23 protein-coding genes and 1 tRNA gene are annotated in these 25,807 nt (G+C 68.2%); 8 read left to right on the top strand and 16 right to left on the bottom strand.

Going from position 1 to position 25,807, the window contains the following annotated elements; genetic code table 11:
* Position 1: 1 nt before the first annotated feature.
* Entirely contained in the window at positions 2-1,195 is a 1,194-nt protein-coding gene (locus QM841_RS07495; protein ID WP_283331474.1) for a PQQ-dependent sugar dehydrogenase, read from the top strand.
* Positions 1,196-1,205: 10 nt separating this feature from the next.
* Here QM841_RS07495 and QM841_RS07490 read toward each other — a convergent pair whose 3' ends face one another.
* On the bottom strand, positions 1,206-2,081 hold the full coding sequence (locus QM841_RS07490; RefSeq protein WP_283331473.1) for a cyclase family protein: 876 nt from the start codon (positions 2,079-2,081) through the stop codon (positions 1,206-1,208).
* Between the two features lie 144 nt (positions 2,082-2,225).
* Here QM841_RS07490 and QM841_RS07485 point away from each other — a divergent pair, with 144 nt between their 5' ends.
* Positions 2,226-2,708 carry a hypothetical protein gene (locus QM841_RS07485; RefSeq protein WP_283331472.1) on the top strand — a complete coding sequence of 161 codons (483 nt, stop codon included), beginning with the start codon at positions 2,226-2,228 and terminating at the stop codon, positions 2,706-2,708.
* Between the two features lie 85 nt (positions 2,709-2,793).
* Here QM841_RS07485 and QM841_RS07480 read toward each other — a convergent pair whose 3' ends face one another.
* Positions 2,794-4,194 (bottom strand): flavin monoamine oxidase family protein, encoded by a 1,401-nt coding sequence (locus QM841_RS07480; protein WP_349307393.1) that lies wholly within the window; start codon positions 4,192-4,194, stop codon positions 2,794-2,796.
* A 129-nt stretch (positions 4,195-4,323) separates the two neighbouring features.
* On the opposite strand from QM841_RS07480, the gene QM841_RS07475 reads away from it, so the two are divergent.
* Genes QM841_RS07475 through QM841_RS07465 form a run of 3 tightly spaced genes read left to right on the top strand, consistent with a single transcriptional unit; the run spans position 4,324 to position 7,948 of the window.
* Entirely contained in the window at positions 4,324-4,485 is a 162-nt protein-coding gene (locus QM841_RS07475) for a hypothetical protein (RefSeq protein ID WP_283331470.1), read from the top strand.
* A complete protein-coding gene (locus QM841_RS07470; RefSeq protein ID WP_283331601.1) occupies positions 4,485-5,978 on the top strand; it encodes a cytosine permease in 1,494 nt (497 codons plus the stop codon). Before QM841_RS07475 ends, QM841_RS07470 begins: the two co-directional genes overlap by 1 nt.
* Before the next feature lie 5 nt (positions 5,979-5,983).
* Positions 5,984-7,948 carry an oxidoreductase gene (locus QM841_RS07465; RefSeq protein ID WP_283331469.1) on the top strand — a complete coding sequence of 655 codons (1,965 nt, stop codon included), beginning with the start codon at positions 5,984-5,986 and terminating at the stop codon, positions 7,946-7,948.
* A gap of 3 nt (positions 7,949-7,951) precedes the next feature.
* Here the strand turns inward: QM841_RS07465 and QM841_RS07460 are convergent, their stop codons facing one another.
* The 6 genes from QM841_RS07460 to QM841_RS07435 form a co-directional block, all read right to left on the bottom strand.
* Complete coding sequence (locus tag QM841_RS07460) at positions 7,952-8,587, bottom strand: TetR/AcrR family transcriptional regulator (protein WP_105413268.1); 636 nt, start codon at positions 8,585-8,587, stop codon at positions 7,952-7,954.
* Between the two features lie 77 nt (positions 8,588-8,664).
* Entirely contained in the window at positions 8,665-10,266 is a 1,602-nt protein-coding gene (locus tag QM841_RS07455; protein ID WP_283331468.1) for a thiamine pyrophosphate-binding protein, read from the bottom strand.
* Between the two features lie 102 nt (positions 10,267-10,368).
* Entirely contained in the window at positions 10,369-11,529 is a 1,161-nt protein-coding gene (locus QM841_RS07450; protein WP_283331467.1) for an acyl-CoA dehydrogenase family protein, read from the bottom strand.
* Between the two features lie 86 nt (positions 11,530-11,615).
* Positions 11,616-13,049 (bottom strand): aldehyde dehydrogenase family protein, encoded by a 1,434-nt coding sequence (locus tag QM841_RS07445; RefSeq protein WP_283331466.1) that lies wholly within the window; start codon positions 13,047-13,049, stop codon positions 11,616-11,618.
* Positions 13,046-13,876: an SDR family oxidoreductase gene (locus tag QM841_RS07440; RefSeq protein ID WP_283331465.1), complete on the bottom strand. Its 831-nt coding sequence runs from the start codon at positions 13,874-13,876 to the stop codon at positions 13,046-13,048. The genes QM841_RS07445 and QM841_RS07440 overlap by 4 nt, the downstream gene beginning before the upstream one ends.
* A gap of 35 nt (positions 13,877-13,911) precedes the next feature.
* Positions 13,912-15,975: an acetate--CoA ligase family protein gene (locus QM841_RS07435; RefSeq protein WP_283331464.1), complete on the bottom strand. Its 2,064-nt coding sequence runs from the start codon at positions 15,973-15,975 to the stop codon at positions 13,912-13,914.
* A 241-nt stretch (positions 15,976-16,216) separates the two neighbouring features.
* Between QM841_RS07435 and QM841_RS07430 the strand changes: the two genes are divergently transcribed.
* Complete coding sequence (locus tag QM841_RS07430; protein WP_283331463.1) at positions 16,217-17,707, top strand: APC family permease; 1,491 nt, start codon at positions 16,217-16,219, stop codon at positions 17,705-17,707.
* A gap of 89 nt (positions 17,708-17,796) precedes the next feature.
* Here the strand turns inward: QM841_RS07430 and QM841_RS07425 are convergent, their stop codons facing one another.
* The 8 genes from QM841_RS07425 to QM841_RS07390 all read right to left on the bottom strand — a co-directional run bounded on the left by QM841_RS07425 (position 17,797) and on the right by QM841_RS07390 (position 24,236).
* Positions 17,797-18,375, bottom strand: coding sequence for a TetR/AcrR family transcriptional regulator (locus tag QM841_RS07425; RefSeq protein WP_283331462.1), 579 nt, complete (start codon positions 18,373-18,375; stop codon positions 17,797-17,799).
* Positions 18,372-19,592, bottom strand: coding sequence for a cytochrome P450 (locus QM841_RS07420; protein ID WP_280781417.1), 1,221 nt, complete (start codon positions 19,590-19,592; stop codon positions 18,372-18,374). Before QM841_RS07420 ends, QM841_RS07425 begins: the two co-directional genes overlap by 4 nt.
* 54 nt (positions 19,593-19,646) lie before the next feature.
* On the bottom strand, positions 19,647-20,033 hold the full coding sequence (locus QM841_RS07415; RefSeq protein ID WP_105413260.1) for a hypothetical protein: 387 nt from the start codon (positions 20,031-20,033) through the stop codon (positions 19,647-19,649).
* A gap of 43 nt (positions 20,034-20,076) precedes the next feature.
* Complete coding sequence (locus QM841_RS07410) at positions 20,077-20,640, bottom strand: hypothetical protein (RefSeq protein ID WP_283331461.1); 564 nt, start codon at positions 20,638-20,640, stop codon at positions 20,077-20,079.
* A gap of 264 nt (positions 20,641-20,904) precedes the next feature.
* Positions 20,905-21,540 (bottom strand): DUF2461 domain-containing protein, encoded by a 636-nt coding sequence (locus QM841_RS07405; RefSeq protein WP_105413259.1) that lies wholly within the window; start codon positions 21,538-21,540, stop codon positions 20,905-20,907.
* 70 nt (positions 21,541-21,610) lie between these two features.
* Positions 21,611-22,591 carry a ribose-phosphate diphosphokinase gene (locus tag QM841_RS07400; RefSeq protein ID WP_005255561.1) on the bottom strand — a complete coding sequence of 327 codons (981 nt, stop codon included), beginning with the start codon at positions 22,589-22,591 and terminating at the stop codon, positions 21,611-21,613.
* Positions 22,588-24,090 carry a bifunctional UDP-N-acetylglucosamine diphosphorylase/glucosamine-1-phosphate N-acetyltransferase GlmU gene (gene glmU, locus QM841_RS07395; protein WP_283331460.1) on the bottom strand — a complete coding sequence of 501 codons (1,503 nt, stop codon included), beginning with the start codon at positions 24,088-24,090 and terminating at the stop codon, positions 22,588-22,590. The genes QM841_RS07400 and glmU overlap by 4 nt, the downstream gene beginning before the upstream one ends.
* Before the next feature lie 75 nt (positions 24,091-24,165).
* Positions 24,166-24,236, bottom strand: a tRNA-Gln gene (locus QM841_RS07390).
* A gap of 238 nt (positions 24,237-24,474) precedes the next feature.
* Here QM841_RS07390 and QM841_RS07385 point away from each other — a divergent pair.
* Complete coding sequence (locus QM841_RS07385) at positions 24,475-25,089, top strand: TetR/AcrR family transcriptional regulator (protein ID WP_206031502.1); 615 nt, start codon at positions 24,475-24,477, stop codon at positions 25,087-25,089.
* A gap of 114 nt (positions 25,090-25,203) precedes the next feature.
* A partial coding sequence (locus QM841_RS07380; protein WP_283331459.1) for a ScbR family autoregulator-binding transcription factor occupies positions 25,204-25,807 on the top strand: 604 nt, incomplete at its 3' end.

Raw genomic sequence — 25,807 nt, 5'->3', positions numbered from 1 at the left:
TGTGCGTCCTTCGAAGCTCGCTGTCCTCGCTCTCGCCACCGCGTCCGTGATCGGCCTCCCCGCCGCACAGGCCTCCGCTCAGCCGCTGCCCTTCCCATTCGACACGGGAAGCCTCGGTTCGGGTAGCGACGGCCCGGGAATTCCCACGGAGGACACGCTTCCGGCGCTGACGGTCACTCCGGTTTTCGACGGGCTCGACCATCCGTGGGACGCGGTGCAGGCCCCGGACGGCGCGGTCCTCACCGGTCAGCGCTCGGGCGGGTTCTTCGTCCGGCGTGCGGACGGAAGCACCGGCCCGGTCACCGCCGATCTCTCGGACCTGTACGCGCAGTCCGAGACCGGGTTGATGGGTATCGCACTCGCGAGCAATTTCGCGAACACGCGCACCCTGTACACGTGCCAGGGATTCCAGGGCGGTGGCGTCACCGACATCCGGATCCAGTCGTGGACCGTCGACGCCGGCTGGACGACCCTGACCCGCGGTGCCGCAATCCTGACCGGAATCCCTGTCAACGAGGGACGTCACGGCGGTTGCCGGATACTGACGGCCGCCGACGGCACCCTGTTCGTCGGCACCGGCGACACGGCGCAGCCGACCGTGTCGCAGGATCCGAACTCACTGGGCGGCAAGACTCTCCACATCAACACCGACGGCACCCCCGCAGCCGGAAATCCGGACCCGGCGAGCCCCGTCTACACCCTGGGGCACCGGAACGCGCAGGGTCTCGCGCAACAGCCCGGAACGGGCCGCATCTACGCCGTGGATCAGGGAACGACCCGCGACGACGAGGTGAACCTCCTGGTCGCGGGAGGGAACTACGGCTACAAGCCCGATCGGATCCCCGGCATCTACGACGAATCCGTGCCGATGACGGATCCGTCGCGCGTCCCGGGAGCCGTTGCCGCGGCGTGGAGTTCGGGCAGCACGACCCTCGCAACCGGAAGTGCCGCCTTCGTGACCGGCCCCGGCTGGGGACCGTGGGACGGCGCACTCGTCATGGGCGGCCTCAAGACGAAACAACTGATCTTCCTGCGTCTCGCCGCGGACGGGCAGTCGGTGACGGCGCAGACGTTCGGCCTGCAGAACCAGTACGGTCGCCTCCGGTCGGTCACCCCGACCGCCGACGGTTCGCTGCTCGTCACCACGGACAACGGTTCCACCGACCAGGTTCTCCGGGTCACCCCGCAGGGCTGACCTTCACACGTCAGAACCACGCGAGGGTCCGGCAGGGGCCGCCGGATCCTCCTGCGTGGGTGGGGGCGCCGACCATGACGGTTGCGCCGGACGGTGGAACCTGCGACAGATTCGCGAGAGCTTCCACCGCGTACTTCCCGGCGCCGAGCGCCGCGAGATGTGCTCCGTATGTGGTGCTACGGCCCGCGTCGACACTGAGGGTGTCCGATCCCAACGCGACGATGTCGCGTTCCCGGACGAGGAACTCGACGGCGTCCGGGTCGAATCCGGGTGTGTGCTGCACACCCGTGTTGTCCTGGTTGGTGAACGTCGCGGGCTGAGCGGCGCGGCCGTCCCATCCCGAGTTCATCGCCACCATGCAACGGTCGGGGAGCGGGCCGTGATCGGACTCCCAGTCGAGGAGGTCCTGCCGGGTGAGCAGCGTGTCGTTGTCGGCTCGGGCCCGCACCGAGATGTCCACGACGGCGAGGGGAACCACCAGGTCGCGGGGCGGAATCTGCTCGACGGTGAGGCCGTCCACGCTTGCATGCGCCGGCGCGTCGACGTGCGTGCCGGTGTGCTCGTCGTAGCGGAGTTCGTTCTTGTAGAACGCACTGGGAGCGCCGATTGCGACGGAGCCGAGCAGAATCGGAGCGTTGCCGATCCGCGCCACCGTCCGCATCGCGAACTGCTGGGCGCCGGGCCACACGGGAAAGCTGGGAGTGAGCACATGGGTGAGATCGACGACCGACGCCTCCGATGTCGGGGCAGCCGATGCCGTCGCCGGTGCGACCGCTGCCGCCAGTGCTGCCGCGCCCACCGCTCCGAACAACGACCGTCGACTCATCGGGGCGCCGCGCTTCTCGATGGTTCCGTAGACGTGAGTCATGATGCGGGGCGAGCACATACGCGGCTCCTTCGCTGGTCGGTCGCGGTTCGCTACATCATAAGGTTCGCCGCGCCGGTATCCCGGAGTGCGCACGCGCGACGTGGTCGATCGATACAGTCGAAGAGCCGGAACATGATTCCACGACGTGACGAAGGGTTGACCATGGCAACGAGGCACAGTCTCGGCACGATCGTCGGCACCTGCGCCGCAGCGGTGGCGCTCACCACAGCGTCCGCCGGCATCGCCGCCGCCGTACCGGATCCGGTGTCGGTGACCACGACGGCGTTCCAGATCCCGTTCACCGGGGTCATCGGTGATCCGTTTCCCTTCGCGACGGTGTCGCTTGCCGCCTCCACCGGCGCGAGTCCGGGACCGGGCGTCGCGCGGCTGTCGGCGACGAGCATGTGCCCGGCGTTCACCCCGGGAGCGAACTGCACGACGTACACCTCCGCCACCACGGTGCGGTGGCTCAATCTCAGCACGGGGGCGACCGGAACGGTGACCGTTCCGTCGGGCAGTTTCGGAGTGCCCGGCAGAGAACCGGTCGTCGACGTGCCCACAGGGTCGGGGCACGTGACGGCGACCGTCCTCGGCGAATCCTCGGCGACGATCGTTCCGGGCCTGGGGTACTTCTTCGTCCCCTGAGTGTCCTCGCGGCTCCCCGCCGCTGCTCCGCCCTCCGCACGAACGGGACGCTCGTTGCGTCAGATCGAACGAGCGTCCCGTTGGTTCAGTGGGACAGTTGCTTCCGGATCTCCTCGGCAGCACGCGCGCCGGAGGAGATTGCGCCGTCGATGTAGCCGTTCCAGATGCTCGCGGTCTCCGAGCCCGCCCAGTGGATGCGGTCCGCGGGAGCGCGCCAGCCGTCGTGCCCGTGTGCGAACCACGTTCCGGGGGTGGGACTCGCCGCATATCCGCCTCGCGCCCACTGGTCCTGCGGCCAGATCTTCTCGGTGTAGTCGACCGGTGACGCGGCGCGGTCGCCGAAGAGTTCGACGAGAGTGTCGATGATCGCGGTCCGGCGGTCGTCGTCGGAGAGCGCCGACCAGGACCGCTGGCGGTCACCGTAGACAAAGCACACGAGCACACCGTGTCCGGCATCTTCGGGGGAGTTGTCGAACACGACTCCGACGGCGCGGTCGCCGTAGATCGTGGCCTGGCCGGACAGTCCGTCGGCACGCCAGAACGGGGTGTCGAAGATGGCGTGCACCTTGGCTACGTCGCCCATCGGGCTGCGGTCGACCCATCGTGTGCGCGAGACCGGCAGTGGGGGAGTGAACGTGACTCGCTGGGTGGCCGACGGCGGCAGTGCCATGACGACGGTGTCGGCGAGAATCGTTCCCCGGGTGGTCTCGATCCACACGCCGTCGGTGGTGTGCTCGACGTGACGCACCGCCGTATTCACGTGGACCCGGTCGCCGAGATGCTCTGCGACAGCCAGCGCCGTCGACTGTGCTCCGTCCCGGAATCGGCGCTCCTGCGCGCAGCCCTCGGTTTCCATCAGCTGGTCGAATCCGCCGGCCGATGCGACGTAGAACAGCAGATGGAACAGCGACAGATCGCGCGGCTCGATCGACCACACCCCCTCGACGGCGAGCGCGAGTCGCCGACGGGCGTCTTCGTTCGCGACGGTCCGCTCGACGTAGGAGTGGACGGTCTCGCTGTCCCACTTCTCGATGTCCGGAGTGGCCGTGGGGTCGTCGAGGTCGATGGTCCTCGCGAGTTCGTCGATGCGGTCGGCGGCAGCCAGGTATTCGTCCATGCCGGGGCCGTCGTCGGGACCGGCGCCGGTGTAGCGCCGCTGTGCACCGTCGGGCCACAGCTCGATGTGCTCGCCCGTGTTGTACGTGGGGAAGGTCGGGCGGTCGAAGCGTTCGGCGAGGGCGAGCAGGTGTTTCTGGGTGGGGCCGACCCATTGCCCGCCGTGGTCGACGACGACACCGTCCCTTCGCCGTTCGGAGCACACCCTCCCGCCGACTCGGCCGGAACCCTCGAGAATCACGGTGTCGATGCCGTCGTCGTGCAGCGAGAGTGCGGCGGACAGGCCTGCGTACCCCGCGCCGACCACGACGGTCCGAACGTGGGCCGGTAGGGCAGTCGGGTGATCCTTCGTGTTCGTCATGACCAGCATCCTGTTCTTGATTGGCTCGCCAGTCAATACTCAATTCTGGTTTCCTGCGGGAAGATTCGAGGGTTGACACGCTGTGACCCGTGCCACAGACTATTGATAACTGGCCCGCCAATCAGAAATGGGGATCGCGTGGACGACGCATTCGAACAGGAACTCGAGAGGCGACTGCTCCTCCTGGAATCCCCCGGCGGAGGCGGGATGATCCTGCCCGACCTTCCGTGGCGGGACGTCGCGGCGGCCATCGCCGGGATCGTCGCCACGATCACCGTCATGCTTTGGTGGGCGTACTGATGCTGGACGGGCAGCGGCAGGACCGCACCACCACGGAACTGGGAAGTGCAGGCGGGACCGGCGACGACGGCACGGACGCCACGATGAACGAACTACCGTTGTTGCCGGCGGAGCGGATCTGGGGCTTCTGGGACTACTCGGCGGTCAACATCGGCTTGGCCGTGGCGACCTGGGCGTTTCTGCAGGGCGCCGCCGTCGCGTACTACGTCGGCGCGGTACAGGCGATCGCGAGCATCGTCATCGGCTACGCGATCAGCGTCTTCCTCGTCTCGCTCGCGCCGTGCCTGCCGTCGGCGAAGTACGGCATCGAGCAGTTCGTCGGCCTGCGCAGCGTATTCGGCAGCAACGGCGCCCGAATCGTGATGGTCGTGATGTCCACGCTCTTCGCGGCGGCGTGGTCGGCCGTTCTGGCCATCATGTTCGGGCACGGCCTGGTGAACGTCATCGACAACGTCTTCGGGGTCGAGATCTCCCAGACCGGCGCGGCAGTGAGCCTGTTGGGGCTGGTGGCGGTGGTCCTGTCCTGGCTCGTCCTCGCCCGGGGACCGGTCTCGGTCGAGTCCGTGTGCCGGGTGATCGCACCCGTCCTCGTCCTCATCATCGTCGGGATTCTCGTCATGGTGTTCACCAAGCGATCCTGGTCCGAACTGGCCAGTCTGCCCCCGCTCGACCCGGAGAGCGACCCGCACACCAGCTTCATGGTCGCGATCGAACTGAACATCGCCGGCGGGTTCGCGTGGTGGCCGAACGTCGGAAACCTGGCGCGGCTCACCCGGGGTCCGCGTGCGGCGTTCTGGCCGAACTGGCTCGGACTCTTCGCCGCGTCCGTGGCCGCGGCGGTCGTCGGTGTCTTCGCGGCGCTGGCGCTGAACCTCGAAGATCCGACGGAGTGGATGATCCCGCTCGCCGGAGTCGTGCTGGGCGTCCTGGCCCTGATCGTCATCGGTTTCGCCAACGTCACCGCCATCCTCTCCCAGGGGTACGCCTCCATGGTGGCGCTCAAGGGCGGTGGCGGGAAGCTGCTCCGCGGCACGCCCTGGCCGGTGCTGGTGGCATTCATCCTCGGACCCGCTGCGATCCTCGTCTTCTTCCCCTCGGCCGTCTACGACAACTACGGTCGATTCCTGTCCTGGGGTGCGATTCTCGTGGCGCCGCTGTGCGCCGTGCAGATAGTCGACTTCTTCCTGCTGCGCCGGGGTGTCCTGCGGATTCGCGACCTGTACCTGCCCAGTGCGCGCTCCTGCTACGGGTACTGGGGTGGTGTGAACGCCTTCGCGTTCGCCTCCGTGGCTGCGGGCGCGGCGACGTACGCTCTGCTGCTCAATCCGGTCACCTACATTCCGTCCTCGCTCTTTCCGTACACCACCGCCTCGATTCCGGCGTTCCTCGTCGCCGGCACGCTCCACGCCGTGTTGACCAAGACGTTCGTGCAGCCGCTCGGACTCGGCGGCTACGACCGCCGGCCGCGCGTCGCCGCGGGCGTCGAAAGGTGAAAGATATGACGTCACAGCTCTTTCCCCACCTGTTCTCCCCGCTTCGCATCGGGAACGTGACGCTCGCGAACCGCATCGTGTCTTCCGGGCACGACACCGTTCTCGTGCAGCAGGGGAAGGTGACCGACGAACTGGTCGCCTACCACGAAGCCCGCGCCGCCGGTGGTGTCGGCATGATCGTGGTCCAGGTCGCAGGCGTTCACGAGACCGCCCGCTACACGTCCCACGTGCTGATGGCGACGGACGACGACTGCATCCCGGGGTACCGGCGCATCGCCGACGTCTGTCACCGCCACGAGTGTGTCGTCGTCGGGCAGATCTTCCATCCCGGCCGGGAGATCCTGGAGTCGCAGGACGGGTCCACTCCCGTCGCGCTGGCACCGTCCGCCGTGCCGAGCGAACGCTTCCACGTGATGCCGAGAGCGATGACGGCGGGCGAGATCGACGCGGTCGTGCGGGGGTACGGCGACGCTGCACGGAGACTGCAGCGCGCCGGACTCGACGGCGTCGAGATCGTCGCGAGCCACGGCTATCTACCGGCACAGTTCCTCAACCCCCGCACCAACCTCCGCACGGACGAGTACGGCGGGTCGTCGGAGAATCGCCAGCGATTCCTCCGCGCCGCACTCGCGGCCGTCCGTGCGGCGGTCGGCCGCGACTTCGTGGTCGGGATGAGGATTTCCGGCGACGAGATGGGCAACGACGGACTGCGGCCGGACGAATCGCAGGCGGTGTGCGCGTCGCTGGACGCGGACGGACTGTTCGATTACGTCAGTGTGTGCGCCGGGAGTTCGTCGAGTCTGTCGGGCGCGGTGCACATCGCCGCCCCGATGACCGAGTCCGCCGCCTACACCGCTCCGCTGGCCGCGGCCGTCAAATCGGTGGTCCGGGTTCCGGTGATCGTGGCGGGAAGGATCAATCAACCGCACGAGGGAGACACGGTGATCGCGCGGGGGCAGGCCGACGCGTGTGCGATGACCCGCGCCCTCATCTGCGACCCCGCGATGCCCGCGAAAGCCGAACGCAGCGAGGTCGATTCGATTCGCGCGTGCATCGGCTGCAATCAGGCGTGCATGGGGCATTTCCAGCGAGGGTGCGCGATCTCGTGCATCCAGCATCCGGAGACCGGCCGCGAAGTGCGTTTCGGAACTCTGCAGATCACACGCCGGCCGAAGAGCGTCATGGTGATCGGCGGCGGACCGGGTGGGCTGAAAGCGGCCGCGGTGGCCGCGGAGCGTGGGCACCGGGTGACCCTGTACGAGGCGGCGCCCCGGGTGGGAGGCCAGGTGCTGCTGGCCGAACTGCTGCCGGGCAGGAGCGAGTTCGGCGGCGCCGTCACCAACCTGGAGGGGGAGGCACGCCGGGCGGGTGTGCGGTTCGTGACCGGGACGACGGTCGACCCCGGACTGGTCAGGTCGGAGCAACCCGACGAGCTGATCGTCGCGACCGGTGCGAGGCCGTTCCGCCCCGAGATCGAGACCCTCGACGAGCCTCATCTGGTGGAGGCGTGGGACGTGATCCGCGGGCGCACACTCCCCGCCGGCAGGGTCCTCGTCGCCGATTGGCGCGGCGACTGGATCGGGCTGGGTGTCGCGAACCACCTCGCCCGGCTCGGCCACCGCGTCACGCTCGCGGTCACCGGATACGCTGCGGGCGAACACCTCCAGCAGTACGTGCGGAACGCGATGGTGGCCGCGGCGGTGGAGGCGAAGGTCGAGATCCTTCCCAACGTCCGCTTGCGCGGCGCGGACGACGACACGGCCTATCTGCAGCACACGCTCACCGAACGGCCCGTGCTGGTCGACGGCGTCAGCGCAGTCGTTCTCGCCCAGGGACATGCGTCGGTCACCGATCTGCTGGAGGTCGACGGGTTCCCGCGGGAGCGGATCCATGCCGTCGGTGACTGCCTGTCGCCGCGCACCGTGGAAGAAGCTGTGCTGGAAGGGCTCACCGTCGCATCGGCGCTCTGACGGTTACTTGGCGGTGCGTTTGCGGGCGGTCGACGCGACCCGGTGCTTGTCGACGGTGATGGCGTCGATGAAGTCGTCGCACACCGCCCGCATCCGCGTCGGAGTCATCAGGGTGGAACCGGTGAGCACCTGGATCGCGAGGCCGTCGAGAAGGCCGAGGAGCATGTCGGTGGCGGCCCCGGGATCCTTCACCCGCAGAGCGCCCTGCTCGACACCGGCCTCGACGGTCTCCCGGACCACCCCGCGCCACTCTCCGTACACGGTGTCGTTGAGCTCCTGGAGTTCGACGTTGCCGAGCGCGGACGCCCACAGCTCCACCCACACCCGCCAGGCCGTGATCGTCTCCGGCCCGGCGGGCAGGTACGACTCCACGAGCCGGTGGAGCCGCACGAGCGGGACGTCGCTCTTCTCCATGATCCATCGCCGTCGTTCCAGCGAGTGCTCGAAGTTGAACTGGAACGCCGCATGCAGCAGCGCATCCTTGGAATCGAAGTAGTAGTGGATCGTCCCGTTGCTCACCCCGGCCCGTGTCGCGACGTCGGCGATCCGGACGGCGCGGAAGCCGAGCTCGGCGATGGCTTCACACGTCGCTTGAAGGATCTGTTCTCGACGTTCCGCTTCAACGCTGGGGCGTGGCATCGCGCTCTCAACTCCTAGGATGTGACGTCTCGTCTACAGAGACCGTAGTCGAGAGTTCGGCCGAACCAGCGTAGCCGTCACCCCTGCTGCGTTGCCCTGCTGTTCTCACGGATGTGCAGGAGGGTCGGGCGATCCGCGTCGAACGCCGCCGCGATCGCGTCCGTCAGCGCCGCGGGGGACTCGACGGCTCGTCCGTGACATCCCATCGCCCGCGCCACGGCGGGGAAGTCGATGCCGCCGAGGGCTACCGAGTGGACGGTGTCGCCGCGGTCCGCCATCTCGTTGCGGATCTCGCCGTAACCGCCGTTGTCGACGACGACGATGGGCAGCGGCAATCGAAGCTGCGCCGCGGTCGCGAGCTCGGGAAGGGTGAACATCACCCCGCCGTCGCCGAGGATCGCCAGGACCCGCGCGTCCGGGTCGGCGACGGACGCGCCGATCGCCGCGGGCAGACCGTATCCCAGCGTCCCCTGTCCCGTCGGGTACAGGAATCCGCCGGGGCGGTGCACGGTGAGGTTCGACAGCGCACCGTAATAGCAGGCCATCGTGCTGTCCCCGGCGATCACCGTGGATTCGTCGACGACCGGTGCGATGGCGGTCATCATGTCCAGCCACGGAGCGCCCTCGGCGGCGGCATCGGCACGCAGTCCCCGTCGGAGCGACGCGGCCCGCTCGCAGGCGCCGGGATCCTCCCGCATCTTCGTGACGTCGAGCAGTTGCGACACCGTGGTCCCGGCATCGCCCAGCAGGCGGATGGCGGGATCGGCGTTCGTGGTCATCGACGTCGGGTCGACGTCGATGCGAATCAGCTTGTGGTCCAGTTCGACCGGGCCGTACCAGAAATCGGAGGGTGCGAACTCCGTCCCGATCGCGAGAACGCAGTCGGCGGCCTCGAGCACGGCGCGGACCGACGGATGGTGAACGCCGGCTCCCACCGACAGTGGGTGGTCCTCGTCGAGGACTCCCTTCCCGTTGGTCGTCGTGACCACGGGAGCGGACAGACGTTCGGCGAGGGCGCGGACCTGCGGCGCCGCCGAGCGGGCCCCGCCGCCCACGACCAGCACGGGAGACTGTGCGGCGGCGAGACGCTGTGCCGCGTCGGTCACCGCGTGCTGGGGAGCGGCGAGCGGAGCGGACTGGACCGGTGCCACGATCCGGACGTCGGCTTCCGCGTCGAGGATGTCGACGGGGATCTCGATGTGCACCGGTCGCGGTCTGCCGGAGCTCATGGCGGCGAAGGCGTAGGTGATTGCGCGGGGGATCTCGGCGACACTGGTGACCCGGTGGCTGTAGGACACGATCGCCTCGAGCGCGGCCTGCTGATTCTTCACCTCGTGGAGGTAGCCGTTTCCCCTCCCCGGGTGGGTGAGTGGCAGGGCCGGTGAGATGAAGAGAACCGGGACCGAATCCGACCACGCCTGCGCCGCTGCGGCAGCGGCATTGAGGATGGCGGGGCCGGTGGTGGTCAGGCACACGCCGGGTTTGCCCGTCACGCGGGCATATCCGTCGGCGGCGTAGCCGGCTCCCTGCTCGTGCCGGGTCAGGACGGAGCGGATCGGCGAGTCGGCCAAGGCGGCGTAGACGGCGAGGTTGTGGGTGCCCGGAATTCCGAAGACCGTGTCGACTCCGTGTGCGGCGAGAGCCGCGACGAGTGCCTGGCCGCCGTTCTGGCTTGTCATCGATGCCCTCCCATGGGCTGTGCAGTGTTCGTGTGCGGATGGTGCGCGGGTACCCGGGCGGGTGCGGGGCGAAGGCGTCTCCGCGTCCCGCACCCGCGCGGCTCAGTCCAGGTTCCGGGAAATGACGAGCTTCATGATGTCGGACGTGCCCTCCTCGATCTCCTCCAGTTTCACGTCGCGCATCCACTGCTCGACGGGGTACTCGCGGGAATAGCCCCAACCGCCGAGCGTCTGTACCGCGGCGTGCGTGACGAACATGGCGGTTTCGGACGCGGTCAGTTTCGCCATGGCGGCGATGCCCCGGGCGTTGCCGCCGCTGTCGATGATGCGGGCGGCGTGATGGACGAGCAGCCGGGCGGATTCGATCCGCGTCGCCATGTCTGCCAGCCGGAACGCGACGGCCTGATGCTCGATGATCGGCACGCCGAACTGCTTCCGTGTCTTCGCGTAGTCGAGGGCGTACTCGTAGGCGGCCCGGGCGGCGCCGACGGCGGCCGCCCCGAGCACGACCCGGGAGATGTCGAATGTGCCCATCAGACCGTAGAAACCCTGTCCTTCCTCGCCGAGACGATTCTCCTCGGGGACGAACACGTTGTCGAAGAAGATCTCCCGGCACACGATGGCGCGCTGTCCCATCTTCTTCATCGGCTCACCGAAGGTCATTCCCTCGGCGCCCTTTTCGAGGAGGAATGCGGAGACGCCACCGGACCGCTGCGTGCGGTCGGTCTTGGCGAACACGACGTAGAACTGGGCGGCGCCGGCGTTGGAGATCCACGACTTCTGCCCGCCCAGCCGGTAGCCGCCGTCGACGCGCTCGGCCGTGGTGACGATCGACGCCGCATCCGAGCCGGATCCCGGTTCGGTGGTGGCCAGCGAGGTCATCGGGGCGTTCGGACCGGTGAGGGGGCCGAGCCACTGCTTCTTCTGCTCCTCGGTGCCGAGGACCATGATCGGATCGGAGAAGAAGCCGTTGGAGCACACGAGGTTTCCGATGCCGGGGTCACCCCAGCACAGTTCCTCCTGCACCAGGCACTGGGTGAAGACGTCGCCCATTCCGCCTCCGCCGAACTCCTCGGGGATCATGAAGTCGGTGATGCCGACCGCGGCGGCCTTGGCGAATATGTCGACGGGCGTCACGACATCCGCCTCGTCGACCTCGCGGCCGCGGGGCCGGATCTCCTTCTGCGCGAAGTCCCGGCACATCTCGATGATCTGCTTCTGCTCGTCGGTCAGGGGCCAGGCGGGGATGTTGGTGGTGGTCATATCGCGGTTCCTTCGCTTCGAATACGGTTGTGTCTGTGTGGGGCTGGGGTGTGGGGTGTGGGGCGTGGGGTGTGGGGTGCGGCGGGTCAGCGCTGCACCGCCGTCAGCTCGGTGAACTCCTCGACGCCGAACCGGCCGAGCTCCCGGCCCAGGCCGGAGGACTTCCAGCCGCCGAACGGGGCCTCGGGGTTGAACGGGGCGCCGTTGATGTCGACCTGACCGGTGTCCATCCGGGCCGCGACGCCCAGGGCCCGTTCCGGGTCGGCCGACCACACGGCGCCGCCGAGCCCGTAGTCGCTGTCGTTGGCGAGCCGGATCGCGTCCTCGTCGCCGTCGTGCGGGAGGACGACCAGCACCGGCCCGAAGATCTCGTTGCGCACGATCGGGTCGTGCGGTCCGACGTCGGCGAGCACGGTCGGCCGCAGGTAGTGGCCCGTTTCGAGGCCTGCGGGCATACCGGAACCCCCCGCTGCCAGACGGGCCCCGCCGGCGACCGCCGCGTCGACCGCCTCCGCGATCGATCGTCGCTGCGCAGCCGAGATCACCGGGCCGAGTTGCGTCGCGCGATCCCGGGGATCACCCACCCGCAACGTGCCGGCGTGATCGGCGGCGAGTTCGACCGCCTCCTCGTACCGTGTGCGCGGCACGAGCAGACGAGTCCACGCGCTGCACGTCTGACCCGAGTTGAGCATGGCGGCGTCGACGGTCGCGGTGACCGCCGCCGGCAGTGGGGCATCGCCGAGCACCACGGAGGCCGACTTGCCACCGAGTTCGAGGCACGCGCGTTTCAGGGATTCGGCGGCGGCGTGCGCGACGTCCCTGCCGACGGCGGTGGAGCCGGTGAAGGACACCACATCGACCCCGGGATGCGCGGCCAGCGCGGCCCCCACCGTTCGACCGCTGCCCGGAACCAGGTTCAGAACCCCGGGCGGAACGCCGGCATCGAGTGCGGCGTCGGCGAACAGGTAGGTGGACAGTGGGGTGAGTTCGGCCGGCTTGACGACGGTTGTGCATCCCGCCGCGAGAGCCGCTCCCACCTTGGCCGCGAGCTGGTAGAAGGGGTAGTTCCACGGCGTGATGCACGCGACGACACCCGCGGGGCGGCGCAACAGCAGCGTCCGGCCCAGCCGTTCCCGGAAGGGAAGGTCCCTGGCGAGCCGCGCATACGATGTGAGGATCTCGATACCGAGGTCGATGTGCGCTTCCTCGGCCACGGTCACCGGGGCTCCCACTTCCGCGACGGTGGTGTCGACGAGGAGTTGCCTCCGCGCGCGCAGGTGGGTGCACAGGTCGTCGAGGATGTCGGCGCGATCCCCGGGAGCGCGTGCACCCCACGCTGTTCCGGCGGAACGTGCCGCCGAGACGGCGGCATCGACGTGGTCGGCACCGGCCGACGCCGACCGGCCGATCACGGACTCGGTGGCCGGGTCGTTCACCTGCGTGCAGTCGGTGACGGGAATCCAGTCCCCGCCGACGAGGATCGAGTTGCGGTCCCACGTGGTGTGAATTGTGGTGGTCATCGGGCCGCCGCTCGCGAATCCGTGTACACGGACTTGCCGAGCCATTGGCCGCCGTCGATGACGAGGACCTCGCCGGTGACGTAGCCGGAGCGGTCGCTGAGCAGGAAGGCCGCGGATTCGGCGACTTCCTCCGGCGTCGTGAAGCGAGCAGCCGGGACACTCGACAGCACTCGGGCGCGATCCTGCTCGGTGGGCCACAGGGCCGCCCCGGCTCCCTCGGTTTCGGTCGGTCCCGGTGCGATGCAGTTGATCCGGACGCCCCGTCCGCCCCATTCCACGGCCAGCGTGCGCGTCATCGCGACGACACCCGCCTTGGCTGCCGCACTGTGGACGGTGCCGGGATGACCGTGCCACGCGTAGCTGGCGATGGTGTTGAGGATGGTGCCGCGACCGGTCGCCAGCATGTGGCGGCCCGCCGCGCGGGTGCAGTAGAACGTGCCGTTCAGGACGATGTCCACGACGGCCTTCCACCCGCCCGGCGAGAGGTCCTCGCTGGGAACCACGAAGTTGCCTGCGGCGTTGTTGACGAGCGCGTCGAGGCGGCCGTAGCGATCGACCACTCCGTCGATTGCGGCGTCCACGGCGTCGGAATCCCGCACGTCGCACACCACGGCCCGGGCTTTCCCGCCGATCTGCTCGGCCGCCCGGACGGTGTCCTCGAGCGCGTTCTGCCTGCGGCCGAAGACGACGACGGTGCCGCCCGCGGCCGCCCACCGCATCGCGACGGCGCGTCCGATTCCGGAGCCGCCACCCGTGACGACGGCGACGCGGTCTTCGAATTCGTCGGCGGTGTTCGGGACGAGGCCGGGGGAGTGGGTCTCGGTCATCGCATGGTTCTCCTGTGCTGTCTCGGGATGCGGGTTCACGGGGCTGGGGCCGGTTCGGCGGCCACGACGAGCGCGTCGACGGTGAGCGCTCCGTCCGGGGCGACGCGGACCGGATTCAATTCGATCTCGGCGATGTCGGACCGTTCCGCGATCAACCGGGACACCCGCGTGATCACGTCGACCACGCCGTCGACGGACACCGCGGGGCGTCCCCGCCACCCGCGGAGAAGCGGCATGCAGCGGAGGCGTTCGAGCATCGCGAGGGCATCGCCAGGTCCGACGGGGGCCGATTCGAGACAGATGTCCTGGAGCACTTCGGTTTCGGTGCCGCCGGCACCCACCACGATCACAGGACCGAGGTCGGGATCACGGCGCGCGCCGACCAGGATCTCCACGGTGCCCGCCCGGGTGTCCTGTTCCTCGAGCACGTAGTCGCCGTCGCCGAGCCGTGAGTGCATGTTCTCGAAGGTGCGCGCCAGTTGTTCGGGTCCGTCGATGCCGACCGCGACGCCGCCCGCCTCGCTCTTGTGCTCGAGCCAACTCGCCTTGAGGACGAACGGGGCCCGCAGACGGCCGGCCACTTCGATCGCCTCCTCGCGGGTGTGCACGATGCCGCCGTCGGGGAAAGCGACACCGAGTTCGGTGAGGAGTTCACGCGCGGCCCAGTATCCGGGCCGGAGTCCGCCCCGTGGAACGGGCCAGGAGAGGACGTGATTCGACGGTTGCGGCGGTTGCAGGCGGGACAGCCCGGACAGGGCGCGGACCGCGGAGTCGACCGTGTCGAACACGGGGACGCCGTGCCGCCACAACGCCTGTGCGGTGCTCGATTCCGGAGCCATGGTGTGGACGACGACGGGTTTGCCGGTCTCCGCGGACGCCCGGCCGATCCGTTCGGCCACGGCCGCTTCGTGTTCGGCGAGAGTGGGCGCGTCCCGCGCGTAGCAGCCGAAATACCCGGTGAGCACCACGGCGTCCGACTCGTCGGCACGGAGGAGATGTTCGACGACGCTCGCGTAACTTCCCAGATCCTGCTCGCCCGCCCCGGCGAGGTCCACCGGGTTGTTGCTGGCCGCACCGTTCGGTAGTTGCAGGGCAACGGATTCGGCGAGCGCGGGGGAGAAGTCGGGAACGGTCAAGGCGCTCGCGCTCGTCACGTCCGCGGCGATCGCGCACTGCCCGCCGCTGTCGCCGACGATGGCGACGCGGTTGCCGGCGGGAACGGTGGTGGAGAGGAATGCCCGGGCGACGGTGATCAACTCGTCGGGGGTGCTCACGCGGAGCACTCCCGCTGCGCGGCACGCGGCGTCGACGACATCCAGGGCAGAGGTGAGCGAGCCCGTGTGGGAGCGCGCCAGACGCGTGCTCGCGGCGCTGGCGCCGACCGTCAGCAGCAGGGTCGGTCGTCCGGTGTCGCGCAGGGCGCGCAACGTCCGGAACAGGGATTCACCGTCGCTGAAGCTTTCGAGGTACAGGGCGATCACGCGCGTCGGGTCGTGGCCGCCGAGATCGGCGAGCAGTTCGGCGGCGGTGACGTCGGACTGGTTACCGATGGAGACGAACCGGGAGACGCCCACGCCGTGCCGGGCGCCGAGCGCGGCGAGTTCGGAGCCGAGCTGCCCGCTCTGCGAGATGATCGCGAGCGGCCCCGGTGTGAACCGTCCCCACGCCAGCGAGAGGTCGGTGGCGCTGTCGTAGATGCCGAGACTGTTGGTGCCGACGAGTCGTGCTCCGGCCCTTCGGATCCGGGCCGCGAGTTCGGTTTCGCCGGGAACGCCTGCGGTGATGCCGAGGAACCCGCGGACGCCGAGTGCGAGGGCCTCGTCCACCACGTCCGAGACGAACGGCGCAGGCACACAGAGAGCGACCAGGTCGGGGACCTCGGGGAGGGCCGACAGGCTCGGGTGGCACTGGCGTTCGAGCAGGGTGTCGGTTCTCCTGTTGACCAGATGGACTCGGCGGCGGTGCTCGCCGGTCAGGGCGCCACTCGCCAGCCAGTAACCCCACTTCGCGGGATCGGCGGAGGCGCCGACGACGGCCACCGAGGCGGGGTCGGAGAACAGGCTCAGTTGTGTGACGGACTCGGCCACCACAGTGGTCATAGGGGACTCTCCTCGATCTCGTGGTGCTGTCGATCGGAAAATAGATAACTGGCGCATCAGTCAATTTAGATTGTGGCGGCACTCACAGGGGCTGTCAACCCACTCGTCGCTGTCGCGGCGGGTGCCGCTCGGGAGGCGATGCGCTCTTGACATCGAGTGTGATCGCCCTCACGATGATTCATAACTGGCCCACCAGCCAACTATCCGACACCCTCTGTCCTGTCATCCGCGAGGAGCGTTCATGAAGACTGTGCACGATGGATCGACCACGGAGGACACGATGATGTCCTCGGCGGGAAGCACCGACGCCGAGGACGGTCAGCTGCCGCGCGGAATCCTCCCGACGTGGGCAGTGTTCGGCGTATCGCTCGGCATTCTGGCGCCCGCGTCCACGCTTGCCCTCGCGATCGGTGTCGTCGTCACGATCGCCGGCAACCTCAGCTGGATCACCTGGGCCGTGACCTCGGTGCTGGTCCTCGGGTTCGCCGGGGGCATCGGCTGGCTGGCCAAACGCTTCACCACCACCGGCGGAACGTACGGACTCGCGGCTCGCGCGGCGGGCAAACCGGCCGGATTCTTCGTCATGGTCACCCACCTCGCGTCGTCACTCGTCGCGGGACCCGCGTGCGTGATCGGCTCGGCGATCTACCTCGACGCATTCCTCCAGAAGGTGGGTCTGCCCGCGAGCACGTGGACGCTGGGCATCTGCGCCGGGGCCGTCGCGGTCGCGGTGACCGCCCTGAACCTTCGTGAGGTGAAGCTGTCCGCGAAGCTGCTGCTGGTGATCGAATTCTTCACGGTGGCAGTGATCGTCGTGCTCCTGATCGTGGTCCTCGCGAATTCGGACACCGGTCCGATCGACAGCAGGCAGTTCGACTTCCACGGCTTCAGTGCCACAGCGATACTCGCGACCGCGGGCTTCTCCGTGTTCTCCCTCGCCGGATTCGACCACGCCGCCACCTTGGGTCGGGAGGCGCGTCATCCCAAGCGGGCCATCAGCTTCGCCGTTGTCGGGTCGGTCCTGGCCTGCGGGGTGCTCTACATCGTCGCCACCTACATCATCGTGCTCGGCTTCCGCGGGTTGCCGATCGACAACATGAACGCACCCCTCGACACCCTGGCCGAGCACAACGGCGTCGGATGGCTCGGCTACCTGATCGACATCGGTGTCGCCATCAGCTTCTTCGGATCCACTCTCGGAGTCATGGCAGGCACCAGCCGGACCGTGTACACCCTGGCCCGCGACGGTCTGCTGCCCGCTCGCCTCGGCAAGGTCAGCGCCCGCCACGGAACTCCCGTCGGTGCGGTGACCACCCTCGGCGTCATCTACCTGGTGGCCGGGCTCCTCGGCGTGGTGGTGACCGCGGCGGAGACGTCGTACGGCCTGCTCGGGACGTACGCCGGCTACATGCTGATCGCCGCCTACGGACTCACAGCACTGGCGGCCGGCTACTGCGCGATCCGGTCGCGGTCGCTGCGCCTGGGTATCGGACTGGCGACCGTCCTCGCCGCGATCGGGTCCGTGCTCGTGTACTGGTACAGCTTCAACCCGTTCCCGTCCGGAGCGCGAGGTGTGGTCGCGTGGATCTTCTTCGCGACCGTGCTCGGCTACATCGCCCTGTACTGCTACCTGCGGCTCCGCAAGCCGCTCGTCTTCGCGCGGATCGGTGAGTCCGACCGGAAGACGACTCTCGAGGTCGATGCCGACGAGCACGCGGGCGCGGTGCGCTGACGTTGCTTCCCCGGACCTTCCCCGGACGAACGGGACGCTCGTTGTGCCAGATCGAACGAGCGTCCCGTTCGTCCGGGCGGTGGCAGGTGTCAGGCGCGTCCGGAGTCGTGCTCGGCGAGTGCCGGCGCGACGAACTGCTCGAGCATCGTGCGTTCGTCGGTGTCGTCGACGCCCGGGACGGTGAGCAGAGAGACGATGATCCGGACGAGCCACCGTGCCTTCCGGGACGTCTCCTCTCCGGAGAACCCCGCCTGCCCCAGGAAGGCGGTGCCCAGCGATTCGATGACGTCCGACGAGTGCGCGATCTGCGCGGCGAGGCCGGAGTCGCCGAGCTGGAACCAGGCGGCCAGAATCGGGTCGGCGCGCACCAGCCGGATCGCGGCCAGCATCGCCTCCACGATCACGTCCTTCGGGTCGCCGACCGCGGACACCTCCTCCGCGACCAGCGCGCCGATGCGCCGGGCCTCGCGGTGAACGAACGCCAGCTGCAACGACTGCCTGCTGTCGAAGTAGCGGTACAGCGTGGCCCGGGAACATCCGGCCGCCCGGGCGACCTCGGCCATACCGACGGCGGCGATGCCGTTCTCGACGTACAGCTGGGCCGCGACGTCGAGGATTCGCTCGGCGGCGAGGCGGGGGCGCTCGTCCCGCATCCAGTCGGCGGTCATGCTTCGCGCACCCGGAACGGAACGCTCGTCGGGCGGCGCACGTAATTGCCGTCCGCGTAGACGACGGCGTCGATGTCGACGGTGAAGTCGGGGCACCGGGCCAGCAGTTCCTCGAGCGCGATCCGCGCCTGCATCCGTGCCGCGGCCGCACCCAGGCAGTGGTGGGCCCCGTGGCTGAACGTGAGTATCTGTTTCGGACTGCGACGCACGTCCAGGACCTCGGAATCCGGTCCGAACCGGCGCGGATCGCGGTTCGCGGAGCCGTACAGCAGGAGTACCTTCCGTCCCTCGGGAACGACGGTGCCGTCGATCTCGACGTCGCGGGTCACCGTGCGGGCGAGGCCCTGGACGGGGGCGGTGAGCCGGAGCAATTCTTCGACGGCGTCGCCGACGAGCTCCGGATGTTCGATCAGATCGCGGCGCTGATCCCGGTGTTCGGTGAGCAACTGGACTGCGCCGCCGAGCATCCCGGTGGTGGTGTCGTTGCCGCCGGTGACCATCGTGAACGCGAAACCGAGGATGGAGAGCAGGCCGGTGATGTCGCCGTCGGCTCCCATCCCGCCCGCGACGAGGTGCGAGATCGTGTCGTCTCCGGGGTCGGTGCGCCGCCGCTCGATCAGTCCGGTGAAGTAGCCCATCAGTTCGGTGACCGCACCCGTCGCCTGCAGCGTGTCGCCCTGCGCATTGGCCGCGACGATGGCCTCGGTCCACCCGTCGAACTGCGCCCGGTCCTCGTCGGGGACACCGAGGTAGTGGGCGACGACCATGCTCGGCAGCGGCTTGAACAGTTCCTTCACCACATCGCCCTCACCTGCCTCCCGCAGTCGTTCGATGCGCTCCACCACGAACGCCCGGACGTCCGGCTCGACGGCGGTGACCTGCCGAGGGGTGAATCCCTTCGACACTTGACGGCGGAACGCGGTGTGGTCGGGCGGGTCGAGCATCACCAGCGGCGGATTGTCCTGCAGGCCGATCTTCTCCAGCTCGCCGTATGTCGTGGTGAGGCCGGCTGCGGAGGAGAAGGTCTCGGCGTCCCTGGCCGCCGCGTAGACGTCGGCGTGCCGGGATAACACCCAGTAGTCGTCGCCGGGTGCGCCCTCGGGGACGACGTGATGGACGGGGTCGTGGTCGCGCAGGCCTGCGTACATCGGCCACGGGGCGCGCCACGACTGTCCGGACCTCGGCACGAACGAGACGCTCGACACATGTGCGGTCATGTATCGATGGTGAGACACATTGCCCATTGTGTCAATGGTGCGGCTGTGACCTATCTAGCCGAACAGGGCGAACGCCACGACAGCGAGGACCAGCACGAGTACCGGGGTGAGGATGAGCAGCAACCCGAGCAGCCCGGGATTCTTCACCGGCCGATGGTCGATGGCGCCCTTGCTGAAACTGCTGAACGGCGACGCGTAGTACACCGGGGGAGCCGGGTGGTACCGGTTGTCGACGGTGATCTGCGCCCTGCCCTGCTCCCAGATCCACGGGACCGAGATCTGGATGTGGTGCACGCCCGGCGGTGCCGGAATTTCGTTGTGTCCCCACCGAAGCGGCACGGGATGGCCATTGATGCGGGCATTGGGGGTCACCAGCATCGGGCCCATCGGCGGCTTCTTCGCGTCGATGACGAGCGCGGTGGGTGAGGAGGCGGGCTGCATGAAGGGCGAGAGTATCACCCGGCTGCTGCCCGAAAAGTATGGCCTACTGGCCGGCTGCGATCCGGGCCTTCTCCAGAGCCGCGAGGGTGCGGAGCACGGTGGCGCGCTGCTTCTCGAGGTCGCTGATTCGAGCACGCGCGGCGAGGCCGGCGGGCTCACCGATCAGGTTCATCTGGGCGTCGATGGCCGAGAGCTGATCCAGCAAGCCCGTGACACGCGATTCGAGTGCGGCGACGTCGACGACATCGGTGCGCACCGGTGCCACCGGCGGGGTGGCCGACGTGCGGGACGCACTCGGGCGGGTCGACGCGGCGGCCGACGACGTTCCGGAATGAGCGGTGCTGCGCGGCTCCGACACCACACTGGCCGCCCGGGGACGAAGGGCCTTGCGCACCGCGGCCGGGTCCGGGAGTTCCGCGAGCTTCATCTCGTTGAGTTCGCGGCGGGCGTCGCGGGCGTTGACCCGGTGCTCACGCTCCTCGTCGTCGTCCGACTGCAACGTTCCGCCGAGCGGACGCAGACCGTACATGCCCAGGAAGCGGCGGGCCTCGTCGATGACCGATTCCTTCTCGCGGCAAGTGCCACAGCGAGGTTCGTTACGGAACATCTCGACGGCGTTGTCGTCTCCGCACCACACGCACGCCCCCGGCGACCAACGCCGGACGTTTCGAATTGCAGCGATATCGATAGGGCCGGAGAGAGTCTGCGCGTCGATCACGACGAGCCACAGTAGGGGAATTCGGGCGTGCGAGTCACATCGCCGTAAGTACGACCTGCGGTTCTGCGGCCGAGCGTGACGAAGATCATGCCGAGGCGCGCAAACTGCTCCGCAAACGCTGTGTGCCACACCTGTTTTCCCGACCGGTAAGTTTCATTCTCCGGCACCGATGACGGTGGTCAGCCACTCCACGAGCGGCCGCATCGAACGCCAGGCGGTGCGCACTTCGTCAGCGGCGCGGGGAGTTTCGATCCAGTCGGGGGAGAGGTAGCTCCGGCTGGCCGTGAGCGACTTGTGACGCATCAAGTCGAGTCGCGGGTGGTCCTCGGCGACGCCGCGAGGACGGGTCTTGAGTGTGTCGCCGCCGATCTCGAATCCCGACGACCGGACCTTCTTCACGAGCCGGACGAGTTCGCGGCCCTTGCGGTCGTCGTCGACGGCGTCACGGAAACGCCCGACCTGCAGCGGGGTATGCGAGTAGAAGCCACCCGCCACGAACAGCCCGGCGGCATCGATCTGCACGTAGTAGCCCACGCCGGGGCGAGTTTCGACGAATCCACCCTGATGGGTCTTGTAAGGCGTCTTGTCCTTCGAGAACCGGACGTCGCGGTAGGGGCGAAACACCTTGCCCGCGCCGAACTCCGATTCGAGTTCCGCGAGCAGGGCGGTCATGGGTGCGCGCACGGAGTCGTCGTAGACGGATTTGTGCGCGGTCCAGAAGCTCTTACTGTTGTCTGCCTCGAGGTCCTCGTAGAAGTCGAGAGCAGCGGTGGGGATCCCGGTGAACACAGGGAAAGGCTACGCCCGTGCGCCTTTCTGGTCGCTTCAGCTACCAAAAAGGCGCACGGGTGCGAAGCGCCTAGGCGTTGCCGTTGAACAGCGACGTGACCGAGCCGTTCTCGAAAACTTCCTTGATGGTGCGAGCCAGCAGCGGCGCGATGGACAGAACCGTGAGGGTCGGGAACTTCTTCGACTCGTCGATCGGGAGGGTGTTGGTGACGATGACTTCCTTGGCACCACACGCGGCGAGACGCTCGGCCGCCGGATCGGACAGGACACCGTGGGTGGCGGCGATGATCACGTCGCCCGCGCCGGCCTCCTTGAGGATCTTCACGGCGCCGGCGATGGTTCCACCGGTGTCGATCATGTCGTCGATCAGGATGCAGGTGTGGCCTTCGACGTCACCGACGACGCGGTTGGACTTCACCTGGTTGGGCACCAGCGGGTCGCGTGTCTTGTGGATGAATGCCAGCGGCGCGCCACCGAGGGTGTCGGCCCACTTCTCGGCGACCCGGACGCGACCGGAGTCGGGGGAGACGACGGCGATGTTCTCGGTGCCGTAGTTGCCGCGGATGTACTCGGCGAGCTGACCCTGGGCGTGCATGTGGTCGACGGGGCCGTCGAAGAAGCCCTGGATCTGGTCGGTGTGGAGGTCGACCGTGATGATGCGGTCGGCGCCTGCCGTCTTGAGGAGGTCGGCGATCAGGCGAGCCGAGATGGGCTCACGGCCGCGGTGCTTCTTGTCCTGGCGTGCGTACGGGTAGAACGGCAGGACCGCGGTGATGCGCTTGGCCGATCCGCGCTTGAGTGCGTCGATCATGATCAGCTGTTCCATCACCCACGTGTTCAGCGGGGCCGGGTGGCTCTGCAGCACGAAGGCGTCGGAGCCGCGGACCGACTCCTCGAAACGGACGAAGATCTCGCCGTTCGCGAAGTCACGGGCAGTCTGCGGGGTGACCCGCACGTCGAGTTCCTTCGCTACCTGTTCGGCCAGCTCCGGATGCGCGCGACCAGAAAAAAGCATGAGGTTCTTCTGGTTGTCGATCCAATTCGCGGTCACTGCTCTATGCCATCCTTTAAATCTTGCTTCTCGGTTTCGTGCAGATCTGAACTGTGGTGCAGTCCCGCGGCGGCTGCCGCCTCGGCGGCGGCGGTACCGGGCCGATTTCGTTGCACCCAGCCGTCAATATTGCGCTGCTTCCCGCCGGAGACCGCGAGTGCCCCCGGTGGTACGTCGAAACGCAGCACCGTGCCGGCGCCGGTGTAAGCACCGTCACCGACCTGTACCGGAGCGACGAACATGGTGTCCGACCCGGTCCGGACGTGTGACCCCACCACCGTACGGCTCTTGGCGACGCCGTCGTAATTGACGAACACGCTCGACGCACCGATGTTGCTGTGCTCGCCGATCGTGGCGTCGCCCACGTAGGTCAGGTGAGGAACTTTGGAGTGCGCCCCGATGTCGGCGTTCTTCGTCTCGACGAATGCGCCGAGCTTGCCGGACGCACCGAGGACGGTGCCGGGACGTAGGTAGGAGAACGGGCCGACGGTGGCGCCTGCGCCGATCGTCGATTCCGAGCCGTGGGTGCGCACCACGCTGGCGCCTTCGCCGACCGTCACGTCGGTGAGGGTGGTGTCGGGACCGATCACGGCGTCCTCGCCGACGGCGGTGGTGCCGAGCAGTTGCACTCCCGGATGGATGGTGACGTCGCGAGCGAGCGTGACGCCGACGTCGATCCAGGTGGTCGACGGATCGACGACGGTGACTCCGGCCCGCATCCAGTTCTCGACGGTGCGGCGGTTGAGTTCGGCGGCCAGCTTCGACAGCTGGACGCGATCGTTGGCGCCTGCGACCTTCGCGGAGTCGGACAGGTGGGCTGCGAAGACGGGTGCGCCGGCCTCGCGGGCGATCTTGACGACGTCGGTCAGGTACAGCTCGCCCTGCGCGTTGTTCGCATTGAGCTGCCCGAGCGCGGAGCGCAGGAACTCGGCGTCGAACGCGTACACGCCGGCGTTGACCTCGGTGATGGCCGCCTGCTCCTCGGTGGCGTCGGCCTCTTCCACGATCTCGGCGATCTCACCGTCGTGGGGTTGGCGCACGATCCGCCCGTAGCCGCGGGGCTCGGGAGCGGTGAACGTCAGGACCGTGACCGCCGCGGGGGTGGGTTCGCTGCGGTGCTCGTCGACGAGAGCGTGCAGGGTGTGGCCGTCGAGGAGCGGGACGTCCGCGGCGGTGACCAGCACGGTCCCGCGGAAGTCGGCGGGCAGAGCGGACAGGCCGCACTCGACGGCGTGCCCGGTGCCGTTCTGCTCTTCCTGGACGGCGACCGCGATCGGGCGGCCAAGTTCGGTCTCGAGGGCGCTGACGGCGACCCCGACGCGTTCCTTGTCGTGCCCGACGACGGTGACGAGGTGCGTCGGATCGATCTCCGCGGCGGCGTGCAGGGAATGCGCCAGCATCGTGCGTCCGCCCAGTGCGTGCAACACCTTGGGGGTCTTCGACCGCATCCGAGTTCCCGCGCCGGCGGCGAGGACGACCACGGCGGTCTGCACTGGCATGAAGCTCCCTCTGGGTCGTTCTGCTCTTGCTGTTCTCGACAGCTCCACCTGCAGGAATTCGCTCCGCAGGCTCCGCTCCGCCGCCAGGACTCGAACCTGAACTATCTGAACCAAAATCAGAGGTGCTGCCATTACACTACGGCGGATTGCCACACACACGGGGTGTCACGCCCGTTTGCGCGAGAGAATCCTCGCATGCCGACCCGCCGCCCGTCGAACCGCTGCGGAAATTTGTCCCGAACGCCCCGATAGAGTGGGTGCTACCTGCAGTGTTTCGACGCTGCCCGCGGCGCTTGGTCGTCGCGAGTGTCAGGAAAGGATGGTGCCTCGGTGCCCCGACCCACGGACGTGGACGCGACCCCCGAGAGGGCGGTCCGCACCCGGATGACCGGTACGCAACGCCGGGAGCAGTTGATCGAGATCGGTCGTGCGCTGTTCGCCGAGCGAGGCTACGAGGCGACGTCGATCGAGGAGATCGCACAGCGGGCGCACGTCTCCAAGCCCGTCGTCTACGAACATTTCGGCGGCAAAGAGGGCCTCTATGCCGTGGTCGTGGATCGGGAGATGTCGAGGCTGCTGGAGATGGTGACGTCGTCGCTGAAGCAGAACCGCTCCCGGGTCCGGGTCGAGCGGGTCGCGCTGGCGCTGCTGACCTATGTGGAGGAGCACACCGACGGATTCCGCATCCTCGTCCGCGACTCTCCGGTGGCGGCACCGGACGGAACGTATTCGAGCCTGCTCAACGAGGCGATCGGTCAGGTCGGGCACATCCTCGCCGGCGATTTTTCGCGGCGTGGCTTCAATCCCGATTTGGCCCTGCTCTACGCGCAGGCGCTGGTCGGTATGGTGTCCACCACCGCGACGTGGTGGCTGGACGAGCGGACGCCTCCGAAGGAAGTCGTCGCCGCGCATCTGGTCAACCTGTGCTGGAACGGGTTGACCAATCTCGAGGCGGATCCCCAGTTGGGCACCGATCGGCCCCGCACGACACCTCAGTGAACGTGTTCTCGTTTTCCGACTCGCGGTTCAACTTCACTAGGGCTGCGCCTGTCAAGTGCTAGGGTTCGCTGGAGTTTGCGCGCCCCGTCGGGGGGGTTGTTCGGGAGGCAGTCGATGGCGAGACAGGTTCGAGCAGAGGTAACTCGGGCGTCGGTCCTGATGGCGGCGGCCGACGTATTTTTGCGCCTCGGGTACGCCAACGCGGGTCTCAACGAGATCATCGAGCAGTCCGGTGTGACCAAAGGTGCGTTGTACTTCCACTTCAGTTCGAAGGAAGACCTGGCCCGCGGTGTCATCGACGAGGGCCAGATCCGGCTCACGGCCGGAATGACGTCCGTCAGTGACGGGCCGACGCCGGCGCTGGAAGCGCTCGTAGCTCTGTCCTACGTGGCGATCGAGGCGGCGAGTTCCGATCCGATCGTCGCGGCGATGTTGCGACTGCAGCACGAGATCGGTGACTATCAAGGGACGCACGGCAACGTGGTGGCCTCGTGGCAGCAGGGTTTCGAACGACTCGTCGCACGTGCGGTCGAGGAGGGCGATATTCTCGCGGAGGACGACGTCTCCACGGGGACGCTTTCCACCTTTCTGCTCGGGTCGTTGCTGGGAGCGCATGTGGTCGCGACCGCGACCGGCGCCTTCGACGATCTTCCGCGCCGCATGGAGCGGGTCTGGTACTTCATTCTTCCCGGGCTTGTCGAGCCGTCGAAGCTGGTGT

This window comes from Rhodococcus sp. IEGM 1307, assembly GCF_030056915.1.
Taxonomy (GTDB): Bacteria; Actinomycetota; Actinomycetes; order Mycobacteriales; family Mycobacteriaceae; genus Rhodococcus_F; species Rhodococcus_F opacus_D.
The sequence above is the reverse complement of the archived record's forward strand: the minus strand, read 5'-3'. Positions and strand labels throughout refer to the sequence as shown.